At 68.3% G+C, this 18,214-nt stretch carries 16 protein-coding genes; 2 read left to right on the top strand and 14 right to left on the bottom strand.

Translation table 11 applies throughout. The features are described from left to right. Positions 1-231 precede the first annotated feature (231 nt). Together ACFV5H_RS23800 and ACFV5H_RS23795 are read left to right on the top strand one after the other, a co-directional pair. Positions 232-1,713 carry an XRE family transcriptional regulator gene (locus ACFV5H_RS23800; RefSeq protein WP_385197167.1) on the top strand — a complete coding sequence of 494 codons (1,482 nt, stop codon included), beginning with the start codon at positions 232-234 and terminating at the stop codon, positions 1,711-1,713. A gap of 14 nt (positions 1,714-1,727) precedes the next feature. After that, positions 1,728-2,351, top strand: coding sequence for a 2'-5' RNA ligase family protein (locus tag ACFV5H_RS23795; protein ID WP_385197166.1), 624 nt, complete (start codon positions 1,728-1,730; stop codon positions 2,349-2,351). Positions 2,352-2,407: 56 nt separating this feature from the next. Here the strand turns inward: ACFV5H_RS23795 and ACFV5H_RS23790 are convergent, their stop codons facing one another. From ACFV5H_RS23790 to ACFV5H_RS23725, 14 genes are all read right to left on the bottom strand, one after another. After that, positions 2,408-3,226 carry a phage minor capsid protein gene (locus tag ACFV5H_RS23790; protein ID WP_385197164.1) on the bottom strand — a complete coding sequence of 273 codons (819 nt, stop codon included), beginning with the start codon at positions 3,224-3,226 and terminating at the stop codon, positions 2,408-2,410. Then, on the bottom strand, positions 3,226-3,567 hold the full coding sequence (locus ACFV5H_RS23785) for a hypothetical protein (protein ID WP_385197163.1): 342 nt from the start codon (positions 3,565-3,567) through the stop codon (positions 3,226-3,228). Before ACFV5H_RS23785 ends, ACFV5H_RS23790 begins: the two co-directional genes overlap by 1 nt. A gap of 74 nt (positions 3,568-3,641) precedes the next feature. After that, a complete protein-coding gene (locus tag ACFV5H_RS23780; RefSeq protein WP_385197161.1) occupies positions 3,642-3,875 on the bottom strand; it encodes a hypothetical protein in 234 nt (77 codons plus the stop codon). Position 3,876: 1 nt separating this feature from the next. Continuing rightward, complete coding sequence (locus ACFV5H_RS23775; protein ID WP_385197160.1) at positions 3,877-4,926, bottom strand: major capsid protein; 1,050 nt, start codon at positions 4,924-4,926, stop codon at positions 3,877-3,879. A gap of 13 nt (positions 4,927-4,939) precedes the next feature. Further along, complete coding sequence (locus tag ACFV5H_RS23770) at positions 4,940-5,350, bottom strand: head decoration protein (protein ID WP_385197159.1); 411 nt, start codon at positions 5,348-5,350, stop codon at positions 4,940-4,942. Between the two features lie 118 nt (positions 5,351-5,468). Next, on the bottom strand, positions 5,469-6,227 hold the full coding sequence (locus ACFV5H_RS23765; RefSeq protein ID WP_385197158.1) for a hypothetical protein: 759 nt from the start codon (positions 6,225-6,227) through the stop codon (positions 5,469-5,471). A gap of 37 nt (positions 6,228-6,264) precedes the next feature. After that, positions 6,265-8,166, bottom strand: a complete 1,902-nt coding sequence (locus tag ACFV5H_RS23760) for a hypothetical protein (RefSeq protein ID WP_385197157.1) — start codon at positions 8,164-8,166, stop codon at positions 6,265-6,267. Between the two features lie 164 nt (positions 8,167-8,330). Further along, the gene (locus ACFV5H_RS23755) at positions 8,331-11,408 is read right to left on the bottom strand and encodes a type I restriction endonuclease subunit R (protein ID WP_385197156.1); all 3,078 of its coding nucleotides are present in this window, start codon (positions 11,406-11,408) and stop codon (positions 8,331-8,333) included. A gap of 3 nt (positions 11,409-11,411) precedes the next feature. Then, entirely contained in the window at positions 11,412-12,530 is a 1,119-nt protein-coding gene (locus ACFV5H_RS23750) for a restriction endonuclease subunit S (protein WP_385197155.1), read from the bottom strand. After that, positions 12,523-14,094, bottom strand: a complete 1,572-nt coding sequence (locus ACFV5H_RS23745; RefSeq protein WP_385197154.1) for an N-6 DNA methylase — start codon at positions 14,092-14,094, stop codon at positions 12,523-12,525. The genes ACFV5H_RS23750 and ACFV5H_RS23745 overlap by 8 nt, the downstream gene beginning before the upstream one ends. A 424-nt stretch (positions 14,095-14,518) precedes the next feature. Beyond that, positions 14,519-15,664, bottom strand: coding sequence for a TIGR02391 family protein (locus ACFV5H_RS23740; protein ID WP_385197153.1), 1,146 nt, complete (start codon positions 15,662-15,664; stop codon positions 14,519-14,521). Positions 15,665-15,724: 60 nt separating this feature from the next. Continuing rightward, positions 15,725-16,039, bottom strand: coding sequence for a hypothetical protein (locus ACFV5H_RS23735; RefSeq protein WP_385197151.1), 315 nt, complete (start codon positions 16,037-16,039; stop codon positions 15,725-15,727). Positions 16,040-16,115: 76 nt separating this feature from the next. Beyond that, on the bottom strand, positions 16,116-17,669 hold the full coding sequence (locus ACFV5H_RS23730) for a terminase large subunit domain-containing protein (RefSeq protein ID WP_385197150.1): 1,554 nt from the start codon (positions 17,667-17,669) through the stop codon (positions 16,116-16,118). Beyond that, positions 17,653-18,201 (bottom strand): hypothetical protein, encoded by a 549-nt coding sequence (locus ACFV5H_RS23725; RefSeq protein ID WP_385197149.1) that lies wholly within the window; start codon positions 18,199-18,201, stop codon positions 17,653-17,655. The genes ACFV5H_RS23730 and ACFV5H_RS23725 overlap by 17 nt, the downstream gene beginning before the upstream one ends. Positions 18,202-18,214: the final 13 nt, after the last annotated feature.

Raw genomic sequence — 18,214 nt, 5'->3', positions numbered from 1 at the left:
GGTCCTCGGAAGTGGTGGTTGCGGTACCTCTACCGTTCCAAGCCCGACAGCTGGCGTCACGGGCGCCCGTGACCAACTTTTCTGGACACGTACGGCCCCATTGACCAGGGAAAATCAGCTTCTGTGGACAGCTGGTTGGGCTGGGTTCCCGCGTTCTTCCGGATCACGTTCACCCAGTGGAGCGACGACACAGCTACCGTGAGTCCACAACACCGCACAGGGAGCACGCCGATGAACGCCCCCTCAAAACCCGGTTCCAAGGCGGACCGTGATGCCCTCCGCCAGGACATGACAGTCGCCGGATGTTCGCTCGCGGACATCGCGGTCGAGATGCGCACCCGCTTCCGGATGCGGCCCAGGGAAGCCTGGCGGCATGCCCTTGGGTGGACGCTTCAAGAGACAGCGGACCGCATCACCCAGGCAAGCACCAGGCTCACCAGTGAGTCCGTCGCCGCCGACGCATCCCTTGTGGGCAAGTGGGAGAAGTGGCCCGGCCCTTCCTCCCGTCGCCCCAGTCTCTCGGTCCTGTCCGCCATGGCGGAGGCCTTCGCCTGCCGTGTGGAGGAGCTGCTGGACCTCGAGGACCGGCGTGCGCTGCCCGAGGCAGACCTGCGCCTACTCATTCAGGGCGCGCCATCCACGGAGCCACCGGCCCAAGCGACCCCACCGTCGCTCATCGTCACCGTGCCTGAGCCGACCAGAACCGAACTCGTACGTCTTGCCGCCGACGAGTCCGCGACATGGGCGCAATGGGCGGAGGCATCGAACGTCGGCGACATCGCCCTTGAGCAGCTGATGGCCGAGACACGTGCGCTCGCGTCGGACTACCTCACTTCGGATCCCCTCGTCCTCTTCATCAGGACGCGGGCATTGCGCGACCGCGTCTTCGCTCTTCTCGAAGGCCACCAGTACCCCCGTCAGTCAGCAGACCTGTACGCCGCGGCCGGATACCTGTGCGGGCTCCTCGCCTGGATGTCCTCGGACCTGGGGCAGCTACGCGACGCCGACACCCAGGGCCGGACGGCGTGGCTGTGCGCCGAGCTGGCAGGGCACAACGACCTGCGCGCCTGGGTGCTTTCGACCCGCTCCAAGGTGGCGTTCTGGGACCGCCGTCTTCGGGAGGCGATCAACTTCGCCCGGCAGGGCGCCGCATACCGCACGAAGGGCACGGTCGCGGTACTGCTCGCGTGCCAGGAAGCCGACGGCTGGTCCGAGCTGGGGGCGCAGGAAGAGGCGCTGGCGGCGCTCGCCCGTGCGGAGGAGGCGCGTACCACGGTGAGCGGTGAGGACGAGATCGGGGGCATCTTCGCCTGCCAGCCCGCGCGGCAGGAGAACTATGCGGCAGCCGTCCAGTTACGTGTCGGTCGCCCCGCCGACGCGTTGCGATCCGCAGACAACGCCCTCGCCCTTCTGGCCCGACAGCCGGTCAGGGCGTACGGCACCGAGGCGCAGATCCACATCAGTCAAGCCGCAGCGCATCTCGCCACCGGTGAAGCGGAGGGCGCTCTCGAAGCTCTCGCGCCTGTCCTCGCGCTTCCGCCGGACCATCGCCTGGAGCCCGTCACTCGCCGCCTAGGTGAACTGCGCTCCAGCATCGGACGGTCCCACACCAGCGGCGTCGCGGCCATTGGGCTGCGGCAAGCCATCGAAGAGTTCTGCGTGGACTCCGCTCCACGCCACCTCGTGCTCTCGCCAGGCGAGGGCCCAGCCTGATTTGATCCCGAGCTATGACGACTCAACCCGAGTTCATGCGGAACCACTGGTGGTGGCGGCCCGGCTGGAGTGCAGGCCGCCGCTTCTACACCTGGCATCTGACGTTCGAGGGCCAGAACGATGTGCACCGGCTCGCCGGCCAGTACCGGTCCGCGCTGGCCCCTCTCGGAGACATCCTCACTCCGATCCCCGACCAGTGGCTGCACCTGACCATGCAGGGCATCGGCTTCGTGGGCGAGACCGAGGAACGGGACGTCGACGCCATCGTGGACGCGGCCCACAACCGGCTGGCTGCCATCTCCGCCTTCGACGTCAGAATCGGGCCGGAGGTGCTCGACCCCGAGGCAGTGCTCCTCCACGTCCGTCCTGACAGCCCGGTCCGATCCATCAGGAACGCCATCCGGGACGCCATCGGGGATGTTCTCGACGAGGTCCCGGAGAAAGCCGAGGGCTTCACCCCGCACGTCTCCGTGGCCTACAGCGCCGGAGACGGTCCTGCCGAGCCAATCGCACAGGCCCTCGTCGGCCTCGACCTCGCACCGGCACAGGCCCGCATCTCCAGTGCGGAACTGATCGTGATCCACCGGGACAACCAGATGTACGAGTGGGAGTCGTACGCGAAGGTGCCCCTCGGCTGACAGGTGCCTGCTCATCGGGGTCTTGCCGCTCGTGGACGGTGAGACCCCGAGACGCCTCAGGCCGGCTTCCCGAGATCCGGGCGCGGGCCGAACGCGCGCTGGCATCTCGGATGGGAGATCGGCCATGCAGCCGCCTCTTCCACGCTGCGGATCGTGCCGTTGGCCTTGTCGGGGTCTCTGTGGTGGGTCCAGCCGCACCCGCGGCCGTCGAACACTTCCATGAACCGAACCCCCAGCTCGCTGGCCCGGTTCAAAGTGCCCGCGTTGTAGGCGACCGCACTCTTGGCGAGGGTTGCCGACTCCGCCCATGCCCGTACTGGCATCCGGGCACCGTTGCGGTAGATGACGTACGTGAGCTGGTGTTCGGCGGCGAGTCGGTCCGCGAGGTCCCTCGCAGCCTGCAGTGCGGTGGTGTGGCCAACCGCCAGCTGCGGCACCTCCTTGCGGGCGGCTTCCCGTACCGCCCGGTAGAACACGGCCGCCATGCGCTGCTGTTCCTCGGAGCGGCGCAGAAAGTCGGCGTAGGAGTCGGAGGCCAGCGACTGCAGCGCCTCGGCGTGGATCAGCGTCCACGAGAAGCGCCCGCCGGCCGCCTGCGTTGCGGCCCGCGCGCCCTCCTCGTACAAGTGAGGAAGCTGCCGGGTCACGAACGCCCGCGCCTCGGCGTCTACGCGCTGCCGGAAGTCGACGATGGCGGCCTGGAACTGTCCAATGCGGTCGGCCACCATCCGGGTGCGCTCGTTGTCGCCGATTGCCGCAAGCACGGCGGCCTGGTGGCCGGCCAGCCGCTGCCACGCATCGTCGAGGACCGCGGCGACGCGGGCGGCCACACTGTTCGTATCCCCCGGCGTCAGCGGCGGGAACTCGTACGCCATCACAGGCACCAGGGCAGATAGTGGTGGCGTCGGCGGTGCGCCGACTGCAGCGGGGCGATGATCAGGGTGTCCCCGCCGTTCGGCTCGTCGGGTGCGGTCGTATCCTCCACGGAGGCGATCTGCCGTTCCAGGCCGGTGAGGTTGGCGGACTGGTCGAGGGTGGCGATCCCGTTGACGGTCAGCTGCAGCGGCTCGGCCAGCAGCTTGGCACGTCGCTCGTACAGCACTTCCAGGGCGACGGCTCGCGCGGTTCCGAGCCGGGCGTAGCGGGTCTGCAGGTCGGTCGGGTCGGCGGTGGGGCCGAGCTGTGCCAGGAGCCAGGCCAGGACTGCAGCGTCCACAGGCGTCCTCCTTCCAGGTAGCGGCTAGGCCCAGCGCCCTCTCGCGTGGAACAGGGGCGCCGGGCCTGGCTGGGTTACTCGTCGGCCTGCTTGCGCGGCTGAGAGCGGGGCTTCGCCTTGGCCTTCGCCTCGGAATCGGTGGTGCCGGCGTCCGGGTCGCCGTCCTCGTCCTCGTCGGGCTCCCACGCGGCCGGGTTGGTGATCACCGCGGTCAGGGCCTCATCCGGCTCGTCGCCGGGCTGCAGGATCAGCGCCTCACGGGTCTCCGGGTGCGTCACGTGCACCGATGCCGCCAGTCGTCGTCCCATGTCAGAGCACCTTCGCAGTGATGTGGCAGTCGGGGGAGTACATGATCGGCATGGCCACGGCCGCGCCCTTGGTCCACAGCTGCACGGGGTCGTCCTGGCCACCTCGGGTGACGATCGGGCCCGGCGCGTCCTCGCGGGTGATCTGCGGGTTGCCGCCCCGCGACAGCAGCAGCGACTCCGCCGTGGTGCCGTACAGGGTCTGCCCCCACTTCGAACGGTCCGGCGGCACCATCACCCACCGGTCGTCGGGCAGGCACTTCGTGAACACGCCGTCCACGCGGACCTGCGCCTTGTAGAGGGTGATCGGCGGCAGGCTGTAGTTGTCGCGGACCACGTTGATCTGCTGCGGCGTCAGCGAAGCCGTCGGCGTCAGCGACGGGTTCACGCTCCCGTAGTAGGCCGCCCTGTAGGCGTTGTTGCCGGCCAGGTACGAGTAGACGCGCCGCGACGTGAACACCAGCTCGGGCATGGGCGCGCTGATGGAGTCGAGGTAGTCGATCCACCGCAGCTCGTCCGCGATCGGGTCCGACGTCGGGTCGGACCACAGCGTCGGCGCGGTCGGCATGTTCGCCGCCGGCACACCGAAGTCGACCTCCTGCGTGAGCCCGTTCTCGCCCTGCAGGGAGAACTTCCCGTCCACGAGGACGTCACCGGCGGCCAGCTCCAGCCGGGAGTTGATCGCCTCGACGTGCCGCTCCACGTCGTCGTACAGCAGCTGCTCCAGGCGGGAGGCGTCCTGCCCGCGGTCCGCTTCCTGCAGCAGCAGCTCCACCTCGCCCACCATCAGCTTCTGGCCGAGGGACGGCAGCATGCCCTGCGTGGACGTCTGCCACGCCTGCCGGTCCGCGAACGGCACCGAGGCGTCGAACGCTCGGTACTTCGCGGCGTTGACGTAGCGGCCGGTCTGCTTGATCCGCCACATGACGTCCTTCACGGACACCTTGGCGAACACCGTCTGCGTGAGCAGGAAGTCGGCCGGGGACGGGATGTATCGAGCGAACGTCGTCAGGTCCGCCACGGAGATGTCCTTGATCAGGTCCTGAACAGTCATCTGCAGGGCCTCCTTACACGAAGCGGATCTGACAGGTGGCGGACGGGTCGACCGCGGTCACGGCGACCGGGAGCTTCGCGGTGACCACCGAGCCGTGCCACAGCAGCGCGGCCGGGGCCTTCGTCTGCGACGGCGTGAACAGCACCTCGGCGAAGACGAACCCGGCCAGGTTCTGCCGGCCGTCGGTGGCATCCGTGGCGTACAGGCCGTACAGCCCGGAGGCGGTGATCTTCCCGACGGGGATGCCGGACAGGAACCGCGAGAAGGGGATGTCCGTGTCGGTCGACGGCACGTAGTGGGTGCCGGACGTGAAGGTGGACATGTCGAGGGTGATGGTGTCGACCGCATCGGTTCCGTGCAGGCTGGCGAGCCAGGACCGGTCGGCCGTCAGGTTCAGGGTGGTGGTGACCGGCTGAACGGTCATGAGTCCTCCCGTGGACGTGACGAAGCTGGTGATCGTCCGCTCACCGGCCGGTGGCGTCGTCCACGGAAGGGAGGGGCGTGGTCCCCGCAGGTCCGGCCTTGCCCCGCCGGTGGGAAGTTCAGGAGCCCGTCAGGAACCCGCGCTGGCGGGCCATCTCGGCACCGTGCGAGCCGGGCTTGGGCAGGTTCGTGCCGCGCGAGGGGGGACCGCCCGCAGGGGAACCCCCGGGCGCGGCCGGCGGCGCGGCAGTGGTGGTGGAGGCACCGAACAGTTCGGGCCTGCGCGCCTTGAGGGCGGTGGCGGCCTCGGTGAGGGCCGTCTCGTCGGCGTCGTCGTCGGCGATGAGGAGCAGTTCGGCGTCGGCCAGATCCGCGCCCGTCGCGCCGAGTCCGACGAGGACGGCACGGCGCGTAGCGGCCCGCTCCCGGGCGAGGGCCTGCGCCTCACGCTGCTGCGCGGTCGCCTCCCGCTCTGCGGCGGCCTGCTCGCGGCGCTCCAGGTCGGACAGGGCTGCCTGCTGCGCGTCGCGCTGCTGCTGTACGAACGCGGCCAGCTCGTCGGCCTTGGTGAAGCCCAGCTGCTCGACAAGGTCACGGATCGCGGCCCGCCCGCCCTGCTGCTTCTCGCGGGCCAGCAGCCGGTTCAGCGCCTCCTGGTCCGGCGTCGGTGTCGCCAGCACAGCCGGGTCCGGGGCCGGGGCGGGAGCGGTGGGCGGCTGCTGGTTGGCCGGGTCGGTGGGGGCCGCGCCGAGGATGGGGTAGACGGGGCGGCCGTCGCGCCGGTATCCGACGGGCGTACGGGGGTCGGGCAGCAGCCTGTCCATGCGGATCCAGTCCTCCAGCAGCAGCGCCCCCGCGCCGCAGACCAGTGTAGCCACAGCCCTGTACGCGGCACCTGTCCGTGCGTGGGGCCGGTCAGCCCTCCTCGGGGTCGACGTCCTCGGCGGGCGTGCTCTGGCCGGGCGGCTGCGCGGGCGCGAGGTCGGCGGGCTGGCCGGCGGGCGACTCGACCAGCGGCACCTCCTGCACGGGGTCGGCTTCGGGCAGGCCCAGGTACTCGCGCACCGCGCTGTTGTCGCCGGTCGCGTCCGCAAGGCGCGCGGCCTGGTCGAAGGCCCGCTTCTGGATGCGTTCGATCTCGTCGGCGACGTCGTCGATGGGGTACCCGGCCTCCTGCAGCATGCGCACCGCGGTCTCCAGGGAGAACACCCCGGCTTCGTAGCCCTGCGCGACGTCGTTGAGGACGGTGGTGCGGTCGGTGGGGGTGTGCGCGCCCCACATCAGGCGTGCGGGCAGCGACTCACCAGCAGGCCACTCCTGCCCGGCCTGGTGCAGGCGCTGCACCATGCGCAGCAGCAGCTGGTACTTGTGGTTGCGGGCCAGGCGCATCGCGCTGACGAGGGAGTCAAGCGGGCCCAGGGCGAGCTGCAGCGCGTACCCGGACGGCACCTTCGCCACGTCGAGGGTGCCGAGACCGGCCGTGGTCAGGCGGGTGTTGGAGGCGAGCCGGTCGAGCATGTGGTCGACGCGCTGACGAAGTTCGGCGAGCTGCGCGGAGGTGTCGAGGCTGTCCATGCGGCCTGTGTCGGACAGCTGCCACACCGACCCGGCTTCCACCCGTACCGGCAGCGGCTGGCCGGTGACGCGGTCCACCGGCAACCGTGCCCCGGCGAGCGCCACGATCGGTGTGCCGGTGGTCGAGGAGGCGGAGGAGCTGTCGGTGTCGGTGGCGGCCAGCTCGTCCAACAGTTGCAGAACGGTCGCCAGCGTCGACTTGCCCCAGTGCTCACCGGCGTCCGGAATCGAGTTCGGCAGGTGCACCACCGGGATGAAGTCCACCATGAGGTCCAGGTGGTCGAGGACCTGCCCGTCGGACCGCACCCGGTAGGTGGCTTTGTCCGGCAGGAAGGAGAACACGTCGTTCGCGGAGCCGAGATCTTCCAGCAGCCATTCCGCGTCGGTGAGGTAGCACGTCGTCGATGACGGCACGCCCGGCGCCCACGGGTAGGTGCGGGTCACGGTGCCGGTGACCGGGTCAAGGCTGTCACCGACGATGAGCACCGGGTCGCCTTCCGCGCCGACGACCTGCTCGCGGATCGCCCGCCCGCCACGGGTGCGGCCCGGTGCGGTCGCCGGGCCGATCGGGCCGAGCTCGTACGTGATGCGCCGTACGCGGTCCTTCAGGCCACGGATCGGGTCGGCGGGGAGCTCCCACGCGAAGTGCACACGGGTCGGGTACTCCTGGGCGTCCTGCTCGCTGTCCTCCCACTCGGGGAAGTACCAGCCGGGGTCGTAGGTGCGCAGCAGAACCCGCCGCTTGGAGGGCTCCCAGGCGAGAGTGTAGAGACCGTCGCCGCAGCGCACCGCGCACCGCTCGGCCTGCTGGATCCGCAGCGGCAGAAGCTCCTTGTCCGCCCAGGTGCGCAGCCGCTCCTGCAGGTCGGCCGCCGCCAGAGCCTCGGAGGTGGCCTTCTCGCCGGCCTTGTCGGCGTGTTCCGCGCCGGGCACGACGATGGTCTGCTCCGAGCCGAGGAGGTAGCTGAGGGTGGTGTCGATCAGCTTGGACGGGTCGCCGAACTCGCGGCGCTCCACGCCCTGCTTGTCGTCGCCGGTGACAGAGGCGAGCTGCCCGGCCTGGTTGGAGTCGTAAGCGGCGAGGAACTTGTAGGCCGCCAGGCGGCGCAGGTCCTCGCCTGGCACCCACGAGGTGTTCAGCTCGGGGAATGCGTGCAGGCCCGGCCTCGTCGGGTGGGTCATCGCCTGCTTGTAGTTGAGCCATGACCAAGCGTCGATGAGCAGTTCACGCAGATGCCTCATGGGTGCCCCTCCAGGCAACCGAGCCCCGCGCTCGCAGCCAGCCTAGTGCTCCAGAAGCATCTCGCTGTTTTCCCTGGTCAGGTACGGCTAAGGGGGTAGATCAGGGTCCGAGCAGCGCGATGAGGCTCGGCAACCGCCACAGGGTCCGAGCCTCCGTGCGTTCGTCAGTCGACGAGGTAGTGGGCTTCGATGTAGGCGACGGTGGAGTCGTACGGCTCTCCCACCGGCTTGAGCGCGTACCGGCGGAAGACCGCGGCGGTGGCGCGGCGGGCGCCTCGGTTGCGGGCGTCGGCGTTGTCCCATGACCGGGCGAGGGTGCGGGTGACCACTTGGTCGATCTCCTCGGCCAGGTTCCTCTCCGTGACGGTGAGGCCGGACGGTGCGTGGTCGTGGATGATTCGCGACAGGACACCCACGTGGTCGTCGTCCAGTACGACGACGGCTTCGTCGGGGTGCTTCTCGGCGTCCACGATGGCACGGGCGACCCGGAGTGCTTCGGCCAGGAACTCCAAGGCGTCCTGGGCGTTCTGGATGATCCGGTCCCGCAGCTGCTTGATCCGCTCCGCGAGGGCGGTGTACTTCGCGGACCCCGGTTCGACGCCCTTGTCGAGGGCGGCCTTGATGTGGTCCAGGATCTCCGCCGCGGACGGCGGCTTCCTCTCTTCGCCGTCGTCCTTGTCGGGCTTGGGGCGGACGAGTGCCAGCAGCTCCTTGAGTATGGCGATGCCCTGGGCGTCCAGGACGAGGGCTTCCTCCTGGGAGGCGACCACGGAGAAGGAGTGGACGTGGGCGTTGATGATCTCCAGGACCATCGGCCCCAGCTCGTTCAGCCGTTCCTTCCGCTCCTCGTCGGAGGACTTCTTGAACAGGGTCGTGTATACGGAACCGAACAGTCCGAAGCCGTCCCGGTACTTGGCGACCCGCTTGTCGGTGTTGATGAGCGGGAACAGGCGAGCCAGGAGCCGGTAGTCCTTGCTGAACACCTCGGCGGCATCAGGGTCGGCAGCCAGGAAGACGTTGATGGCGCGCACCGACTCGTACCCGTGGACCGTGAGGTCCAGGCCGTCCACGTCCGCGAAGAGGTCTTCGATGCGGGCGAAGGTCGTACGGAACTCGGCGACCAGCTCGGTCAGGTCGGTGACGAATCCGCCACCCTTGCCGGCTGCCACAGAGGTGGGGTCGGCGACGGCCCGCTGGACCTCTTCAGCCAGGCTGATGTAGTCCACGACCACACCCTGCGTCTTCACGAACCCGGTCGGGGACACCCAGGTGCGGTTCGGGCGGGTGATCGTCTGGAACAAGGTGTGGGCCTTCAGCGGCTTGTCCAGGTAGAGGACGCCCTCGTTGGGGGCGTCGAACCCCGTCATCAGCTTCGCGGTCACCACCAGGAAGCACAGCGGGTCGTCCGGGCTGAGGAACCGCCGCTTCTGCTCCTCCTCCTCGACCTCCGAGAGCCGGTACGGCCGCATGGCGGGATCTTCGTCCTTGGAGTCCGAGACGGAGATGTTCACCTCGGCGGTGATCTGGTCGTGCTTCCCGACCTCGGCGAGTACCTGGGAGGCTTCGAAGCCCGCCAACAGCTCGTTGATCTTGTCCGTGTACGCCACGGCCAGCTCACGGTTGTAGGCGACGACCTGGGCCTTGAGACCGTTGCGGTAGGCGCCGGCCAGGTAGTGGTCCACGATGTCCTGGCAGACCGCGTGGATGCGGTCAGGGTTGGCGAAGACGCTCGTGAGGCGACCGAACTTGCGGGACAGAGCCTCACGGTCGGGATCGTCGAGGTCGAAGTTGTCGCCGAACTCGTCGAACTCGGCCTGCAACTCCTGGTCGTTCATCTCGAAGGCGACCGGGTGCGGGTCCAGCAGGACCGGGACGGTCGCCTCGTCCAGCAGGGACCGGGACACCGAGTACCGGTGCAGCACCCTGTCCGGGTCGCTCTCCTCGCCGAAGAGGGCGAAGGTGTCGGTGGCGAGGGTCCTGACGGGGGTGCCGGTCATGCCGAAGAACTTCGCGTGCGGCAACGCTGCGCGCATCTGCCCCGCCAGGGACTTCGACCGGGCGGACTGGGTGCGGTGTGCCTCGTCGACCAGCACGATGATGTTGTCCCGCATCGACAGGTTCTTGCCGGCGTCGGCGAACTTGTGGACGGTCGTGGAGATGACGCCGCGTACGTCGTCGGCCAGCAGGGAGCGCAGCTCGGCGCTGGTGACGGGCTGGTGGAAGTAGGCGTCGCCCATCGCGGAGGTGAACACCCCGGAGGTCTGCCGGACGAGCTGGGTCCGGTCCGAGAGCAGGATGATCGTGGGCGAATCGGTGCGGGTGTCGGCCAGCAGCAGCGAGGCGGCGAACACCATCAGCAGCGTTTTCCCCGACCCCTGGTGGTGCCAGATGAGGCCCTTTGACCCGCCCTCCAGGACCCGCTTGTGGATCAGGTGCGCGGCCTCCATCTGCGGGTAGCGGGGCAGGTATTTCTTGTCCGCCCCGCCCCCGGCAGTGTCGAAGAGGACGAAGTTGGCGAGCATGTCCAGGACCGTGGACGGGTTCATGAGCAGCTCGACGGAGCGTTGCACGTCGGCCTGCCCGGACAGGTTCTCGTCGTCGTCGGTGGACCGGAACGGCTGCCATAGATTCGTGGGCGCGCCGGCGGCACCGAACCGCAGCTTCAGCCCGTCGGAGGCGACGGTGAAGACGTTGGGGGTGAAGAACCACGGGTATTCGGTGGCGTACACGTCGTTGATCTCGCGGGCAGCGTCGGCCCACCCGGACTTCGCGGTCGGGGACTTCACCTCGACCACGACCAGAGGCAGGCCGTTGACCCAGTACACGAGATCGAACCGGCGGGAGGTCTTGCCGGGGACGGTGATGGTCACCTCGTCCGACACGACCAGCGTGTTGGCGGTCGGGTGTTCGAGGTCGATGACCTTCAGGGCGTGCCACACGCCGTCGGCGTCCCGGAACTCCTTGCGCCCGCGCAGCAGGTGCAGCACCTGCTCGTTGGCCCGCACCAGCCCGCCTTCGACGGCGTTGACCGTGGCGATGATCTCCTCGACCACCGCGTCCACGTCGAACCCGTCGATCACCCCGGGGTTGAACCGGACGATGGCGTCCCGCAGCTGGCCGGCGAGCACAGTCTGCGTCGTCTCACGCGGCAGCGACCTGCCCGCTGTATAACCCCAGCTCATCGGGAGGGACCACTGGATCATCAGGTTCTGGAATTCACGCTCCCGAATGCCCTTAGCCATGGCTCAGGCCTCCCCCTCGGCGGACTCGATGTCGATGGTGCGGTCCAGTAGGCCCGACAGCAGGCTGGCACGAACGCTGCGGAGACGGTCAGCTTCGGTGCGGAGGGTGGCGACCTGCCCCTCAACCGCATCCAGGGCATCAGCCGCCTGCTCCTGCTCACGTCGGTGCGGGACGGGCAGTGTCACGATCAGGAGTTGGTCGGGGTTGAGTCGCTTACGGCGCTGCACGGTTCCGACGACCCGGCTCTGCATCTCTGCCCACAACCGAGGCGTGCGGCAAACGTGCTTCATCCACCTCGGATCGATGTCACTGGCTAGGGTGAAGGTCGGGAACTCGTTGCTCGCCACAAACCCGTCGAATTCTGCCGGGACAACCGTGATCGGCCCCTCCCAAGCGGTCAGCTTCCGCATGACCACCTGGTCCTTCCGGAGGACGTTCATGGCCTTGTACTCGGTGTCCGCGCCGTCGAACGCTTCCTTGTCTACGAGGCCCTTTCCAGAGTTGAGCACTCCAGCGAGGTGGTAGGTCGTCCCCGATTCCATTGGTGTCCGTGCGATGTCGAGGTGCATCACGTCGCTGAGAGGCCGCGGCTCGGCCTCATCACCCTGAGAGGTGCGCCATAGCAGAGACGTCGCGGCCCGATACATACCTTCCAGTGCCACAGCCTCAGCCTCGATCGCGGTGATCTGGTCGTCGACCGCACCGATGACCTCGACGATCCGCTCCTGCAACGGCACCGGCGGCAAGGCAACACGAATCTCGTAAGCCCGGCTGCGGGTCAGACCAGGAACCCCGGTCTGGGTGGTGAGCTCCGTCAACTTCGCATTGACGAGTAGGTGGTAGGTGAACTCCATTCCTATCTGGGTTGAGTCCTTGACCAACACGTAGAAGGCAGTGTCGATGGGGGAAAAGTCGCCCTCACTGAAGTTGACGGTCCCCGAAGAACCCTTCCGTCCAACGACGATGCCAGGTCCCTTCACCATCGCCTGAGAGTGATAACCGACGATGCCGTTGCTCCCGTAAACGGGGAATCCTTGACCGTCCCGAGCTTTTTCGGGCAGCGGCTTGCCGTACTCAAGGGTCAGCAACTCACCGATCGTCGTCTGCCGCCAGTCACTCATCGAAGCCCTCGATTCCGGCGGCCGCGAGGACGTCGAGCATCCGCTGCTCGGTCTTTTGGCGTTCGGCGCGGGCAACGTTGTAGGCCTTGATGAGGGTTCCCAAGTCCTCCTGCTCGGCGGCGGCCTGCTTGATGTAGCGGCCGATGTTCAGGTCGTACCCGGCCTCCACGATCTCCGTGATGGGAACGAAGCGTGCGGACAGGCCGCCCTCGCCGTCCGGGTCCGCCGGGCTGCCCTCGGCGTCGAAGGCCGAGTGGTAGGCGGTCACGACGTCGGCGATGTCCTCCTCGGTGAGGACGTTGCGATTCTTGGCCTTGGTGAACCGCTTGGAGGCATCGATGAACAGCACGCCGTCCCGCCGCTCCGGGGCCTTGGTACCGGGTGCACGGAAAACCAGGACGCAGGTCGGGATGGTGGTGTTGTAGAAGAGGTTGGCAGGCAGGCCGATGACCGCTTCGAGCAGGTCGTCGTCCAGGACTCGCCGACGGATGGCACCTTCTTCCCCGCCGCGGAAGAGGACGCCGTGGGGCAGGACGACGCCAGCACGGCCCTTCTTCGGGTCCATGCTGGCGATCATGTGCTGCACGAACGCCCAGTCAGCCGACTTCGCCGGCGCGGTGCCGCCGATGGCGCGCGGGTCGTTGCTCCAAGGCTTCCACTTCAGGCTGTAGGGCGGGTTGGCGAGGATCACATCGAACTGCGCGGCGGACCCGTCCGGCTTCTTGAAGCGTGGGTCCTTCAGGGTATCGCCGACCTCGACCTGGAACTGGGTGAGGTTGTGCATGAAGAGGTTCATGCGGGCCACACCGGCGGTGTCCGAGACGGCCTCCTGCCCATACAGGTCGAGGGTGTAGCCGCGGCCGCCGTGGGCCTTCAGGAGGTTCGCGGAGGCGATGAGCATGCCGCCTGACCCGCAGGTCGGGTCGTACACCGACTCATGCCCCTTGGGGTCGAGGATCTCGACGAGCAGCTCGACGACCTCGCGCGGGGTGAAGAACTGGCCGGCGCGGGTGCCGGATCCGTCGGAGAACCGCTTCAGCAGGTACTCGTACGCCCCGCCGAGCACGTCGTGGGACATGTTGCCCTCGTGCATCTTCGGGGTGCGGTCCATCGCCTGCATGACCGCCGCCAGCACCTCCCCTGACAGCACCTCTTCGGAGGTCCAGGTCATGGACCCGAAGATGCGGGAGAACTTGTCAGGGTTGGCCGTCTCGATGGACTGCAGGGAGGCTCGGACCCGCTGGCCGAGGCTGGACTGGGTGATCGTGGCCAGGATGGACGACCAGGACGCGCGCCGCTCGGCAACGGTGCCAGGGTAGATGCACGGGATCTCGAACGACTGGTAGTCGCGGTACTCGATCTCGCGGGCTTCCTCAGCGGAGAGGCTGTCCAGGTCGTTCTCGTCCAGGAACTCCTGATGGTGGTGCTCCCAGGTGTCCGACAGGTACTTCCAGAACATCAGCGGGAAGACGACCGAGGAGTACTGTGCTTCGGGCATCGCCACGCGCAGCTCGTCGGCGGCGTCCCAGAGCCGGCTCTCGATCTCCTGCTGGGTCACTGCCATCAGTTAGTGGTGTCCTTGCTCGTCAAAAGGTGGCGACCCGAAGGCCGGGGTGTTCCTGCTGGTCACCCTATTTCGGATGCACCCGCCATGTACACGCCTGGCGAACACACGCGGGAGCGTCGTATCCCCTGCGCGGGCGACTCGCCAACGATATCCCTCTCCAGGACCACGAAATACGGCGAACGGCTCAAACAAACGGCACGGCCAGCAGTGGCCGGGCATCCCCCGTTTGTTGATCTCTCTCCTGCTCAAGCAGGGTGCTTGCCTGTGTTGCGCCGTTGCACCCCTCGGTCAGGCGTGCACCATGCTGACCGTCCCTCCCAGGTCCTGATTAACCTCGGCTCCCTGCCCCTCATGGAACCCGGCGCGGTGTTCGTCTGGTGCCCTGAGCTGGGCAGGCTGGAGTATGAGAGACAGTGTGTGATCACGGGCCTGAAGCGGCGGCTGCGCGCTTGTCGTCCTCGATGTCGAGGCGCCGCATCAGGAAGCTAGCGATCACCAGCATCTCCTCGGCCTCGTCGCGGGCGTCCTTCTCGTCCGGCCCATGCATCCGAGGGTTGCGCAGAGCGCCCATCGCGCCCTTGAACAGGAACTGCATGCCGTTCTGCTCGCTCTCCAGCGAGCCTCCCGTCGACCGGGTCACCGTGATCTTGGGAGCGGGCTTACCGAAGGCGATACCCATCAGCCGCTCACCAACCTCATTGACACCGATCAGCGTCGCAACGCGGTGCTCGACCGCCTGGAAGGCACTCCTGACCGCGTCGTAGTAGAAACCGCTGCTGAACCGCTCAGCGGCGACCTTCTCGATCAGCGGATGCAGGTTGCAGGTGACGGACAGAGTCTCCAGCGACTCTGCGGCGGGATCCGAGGCAGCTGGCGTTGTTACTGGCACGGGCGCGAAAACGGGGTCCACCGGGAGCGGGTGTTTGGAGAAGGGCCGGTTCTCGGCCTCTGTCCGTACCGGCCCCAGCTCCTGCTCTCGGATTCGCCAGTAGTCATCCACGTCGAGCTTGCCGACGAACGGCCGAATGCCCCGATCGTAGTTCAGCGACCAAGTCAGTTCAGAATGGTTGCTGCCGCCACCGCGGAAGCAGGGCTCATGTCGCGCGAGCGCGGCGGCTGCGAACATGACCTCCCGGCCCATCAGCAGTGGGTCGGTCAGCATGGGAGTCGTCACGTCTTCGGGCAACAGCGTTGGCAGCTGACCCGGCAGCACAGGCCGAAAGTGGGGCTCGATCTCGGCCGCTGTCCGCACCATGTGGAGGAACAGGGTGATAGCGGGACCGGTGTCGTTGCAGTTCGCAGCGCCAGCGACGGTCAGCGATAGTTGCTGCGCCCCCTGGGGCACTCGCGAGATGTCTGGATCCAGTCCCCGCAGCAACGCAGGGCACAGTTGCTGTACGACCTCCTCGAACTTCAGGCCTGCCCCATATAGCTTCCGGTCGATGTCGTCGAAGGTCGGCCAGACATAGCTGTTGCTGAAGTACGCCCAGACCATGTCGAGAAGGATGTGGCCTTCCGCACCCGTGGGGCGCGGCATTCCCTCCGGCGCAATGGTCCGAACGATCACGTGCTGCCCCCCAGCGTCCGAGCCTGAATGATGCCCGCAGGCTACTACTGAGGCACTGGGCTACGGGGTGGGATCGTCGGCGCAACCCTGCCTCCACATCGCGTAGCGCAGGTCCTGCTGCTCCTCGGGCAGCATGTTGTCCCACGCGGCCTGGCATGACTCGTCGCCGGGTGTCTGGCCGGTGGCGCGGATCATCTCCCGAGCGGTGCGCCCCGCTTCCAGGGACATATCCAGGCGGGCCTGCGCAGAGGCTTTGATCTGCTCCGAGGTGGGCGCTGCGGGCGCGGAGTGCGAGGCGGGCCATAGCAGGATCGTGCCGACGACGGAGGCCGCACAGACGATGGCTGTGGCGACGGCTTTCCCCCTGGTTGACATGGCCCGGAAGGCTAGCAGCCGGGCCGAATCCGGTGCCCGGCCGTGTCGTTGGTCTTTATGGGGCCGTTTCTGGGGGTTATCGGCGTCCGCCGAGGCGGTCGTCGTGGATGTGTCCGGCCACGGCGGCGAGCTGGTCGGGGTCGGCGAGTTCGGTCAGTCCGTGGACGGCGGCGTCCATGCGGTCGGGGCTGTCCATGCCGACGACCCAGGTGACCATCTGGTCTTCCAGGGCGACGTGCGCACCGACGTGGTGGACCAGGCCCTGCTCGTACAGCTGCGCGATGGGTTCGGCGCGCAGGCGTTTGCCGACCTTGGCGGTGACTTCGAGGACACGGGGCATGAGAGCTCCGTTGGTGGAGCCTTCGCGGCGCAGCTGCTCCCATGCCTGGGAGAGGACTTGGCGGGCCATGTCTCCGCCGTAGTTGGACTCGACCACGATCGCGTCGGCCTTGAGGGCGAGGGCTAGGAGGCAGGCGGTGCGGCCCCAGTCGTTCGCGCCCATGCTCCCGGAGCGGTCCTCGAGGACGTACAGGTGGCCGTCGTAACTGCGGGCTGCGCCGATGATGCCGGTCTCGTCGCCGATGGCGGATTCTCCGCCGGCGGGGTCGACGGCGACGATGACGCGGGCCATGTCGAGGCCGCCGAACTCGACGGTTGTGATCCGGTGGTCGGTGATCCAGGCCCGCTGCCACACGCCGCCCTCGGGCGGGCGGGGCTTTTGCTGGTAGAGCGCGGCCCACACGCGTTCGCCGACGCGGCGGCGGGTGGTGGCGTGGTGTTCGGCGTCGAAGCGTTCGGGCCACAGCGGCTCGCCGAGCTTGCGGCCGAGCGGGTCGATGTCACTGTCGGCGAGCGCGGGCAGGTCGATGATCTTCCACTCGTTGGCCTGCGCGTCGGCGAGGATGCGCCCGGCGAGGTCGTCTTCGTTCCAGCGGGTCTGGATGACGCAGATCGCGCCGTCGGGTTCGAGGCGGGTCTGCAGGACGGACTGCCACCACTCCCAGGTCTTGCGGCGCATACTCGGGGAGTCGGCGGAGGCCATGTCCTGCACGGGGTCGTCGACGAGGGCGATGGTGGCGCCCTTGCCGGTGAGGCTGCCGCCGATGCCCGCTGCGACGAGGCCGCCTTGGTGGCCGGCGATGTCGAAGCGCATCGCCGCCCGGCTGGAGGGGTTGAGGCGGATGCCGAGGTCGTCGCCCCAGGTTTCGATGGCGTCGCGGATCCACCGGGAGTGTTCCTCGGCGAGGTCTCCGGAGTAGGAGGCGATCATGACGCGGCGGTCGGGATGCTGGCGCAGGTACCACAGGGGCGCCCAGCGGGAGGCGCGGCGGGACTTGCCGTGCCGGGGCGGCATGGTGATCATCACACGGTCGGCGCGGCCCTCGGCCATGTCGATCCACGCCTGGTCGATGAGGTGGAGATGGCGGGCCTGCATCTCGCGGCGCTCGGTGAGGACGGCGGCCAGCGCGCCGGGGGAGGCGTCCATGGCGATGGAGCGTTCGATACGGGCGAGTTGGACGCGCAGTGCGAGGGATGCCTTCGCGGCCAGGGCGCGGCGTACGGCCGGCGGCTGAGCGCGGTAGGCGGCCAGCAGCTGCGCCTCACGCTCGGGGCTACTCGTCCGAGCCACGCGCGGCCTCCTCGGATATGCCGATCAGGGCTTCGAGTTCGTCGAGGGCGACCGCGGTCAGCTCGCTGCCGGTGACGGGCGGGGTGACGATCTCGGTCTTGGAGGGCTTGTCGAGGCCGTTCATGCGGGCACGGCGTTCCATGATGCGCAGGGCCCGGTCAATGGCAGGCAGGTCACCGTCCTTGACGGCCTGGCGGTAGGCGACGAAGAACAGCCGGTCCAGGCGCAGGTTCTCCACGGCGCGCAGCTCGTCGGCTTTCTCGTCGACCTCGGTGGTGCGTTCCTTGAGGGCCTGGCGGACGTCCTTACAGGCGGCGTTGATGAGCTGGTCGTCGCTGAGGGGTGCGAGGCCCTTGTTGTACCGGTCGATGCCGTAGCCCTGCGGGTAGGCGATCCGGTCGGAGTTGATGGCGGGGTCGGCGGCGAGTTTGCGGCCTACGGTGAGCCAGTCGACGCCGGCTAGGCGCAGGTCGATGGCGTCCGCTCGCCGCTGTGCGATGGCGGCGCGCGCGGCCTTGTCGGGGCGTCCCACCGGCAGGGTTCCT

Source organism: Streptomyces sp. NPDC059787, from assembly GCF_042732315.1.
GTDB classification, from domain to species: domain Bacteria; phylum Actinomycetota; class Actinomycetes; order Streptomycetales; family Streptomycetaceae; genus Streptomyces; species Streptomyces atrovirens.
This window is presented reverse-complemented; position numbering and strand designations above follow the sequence as displayed.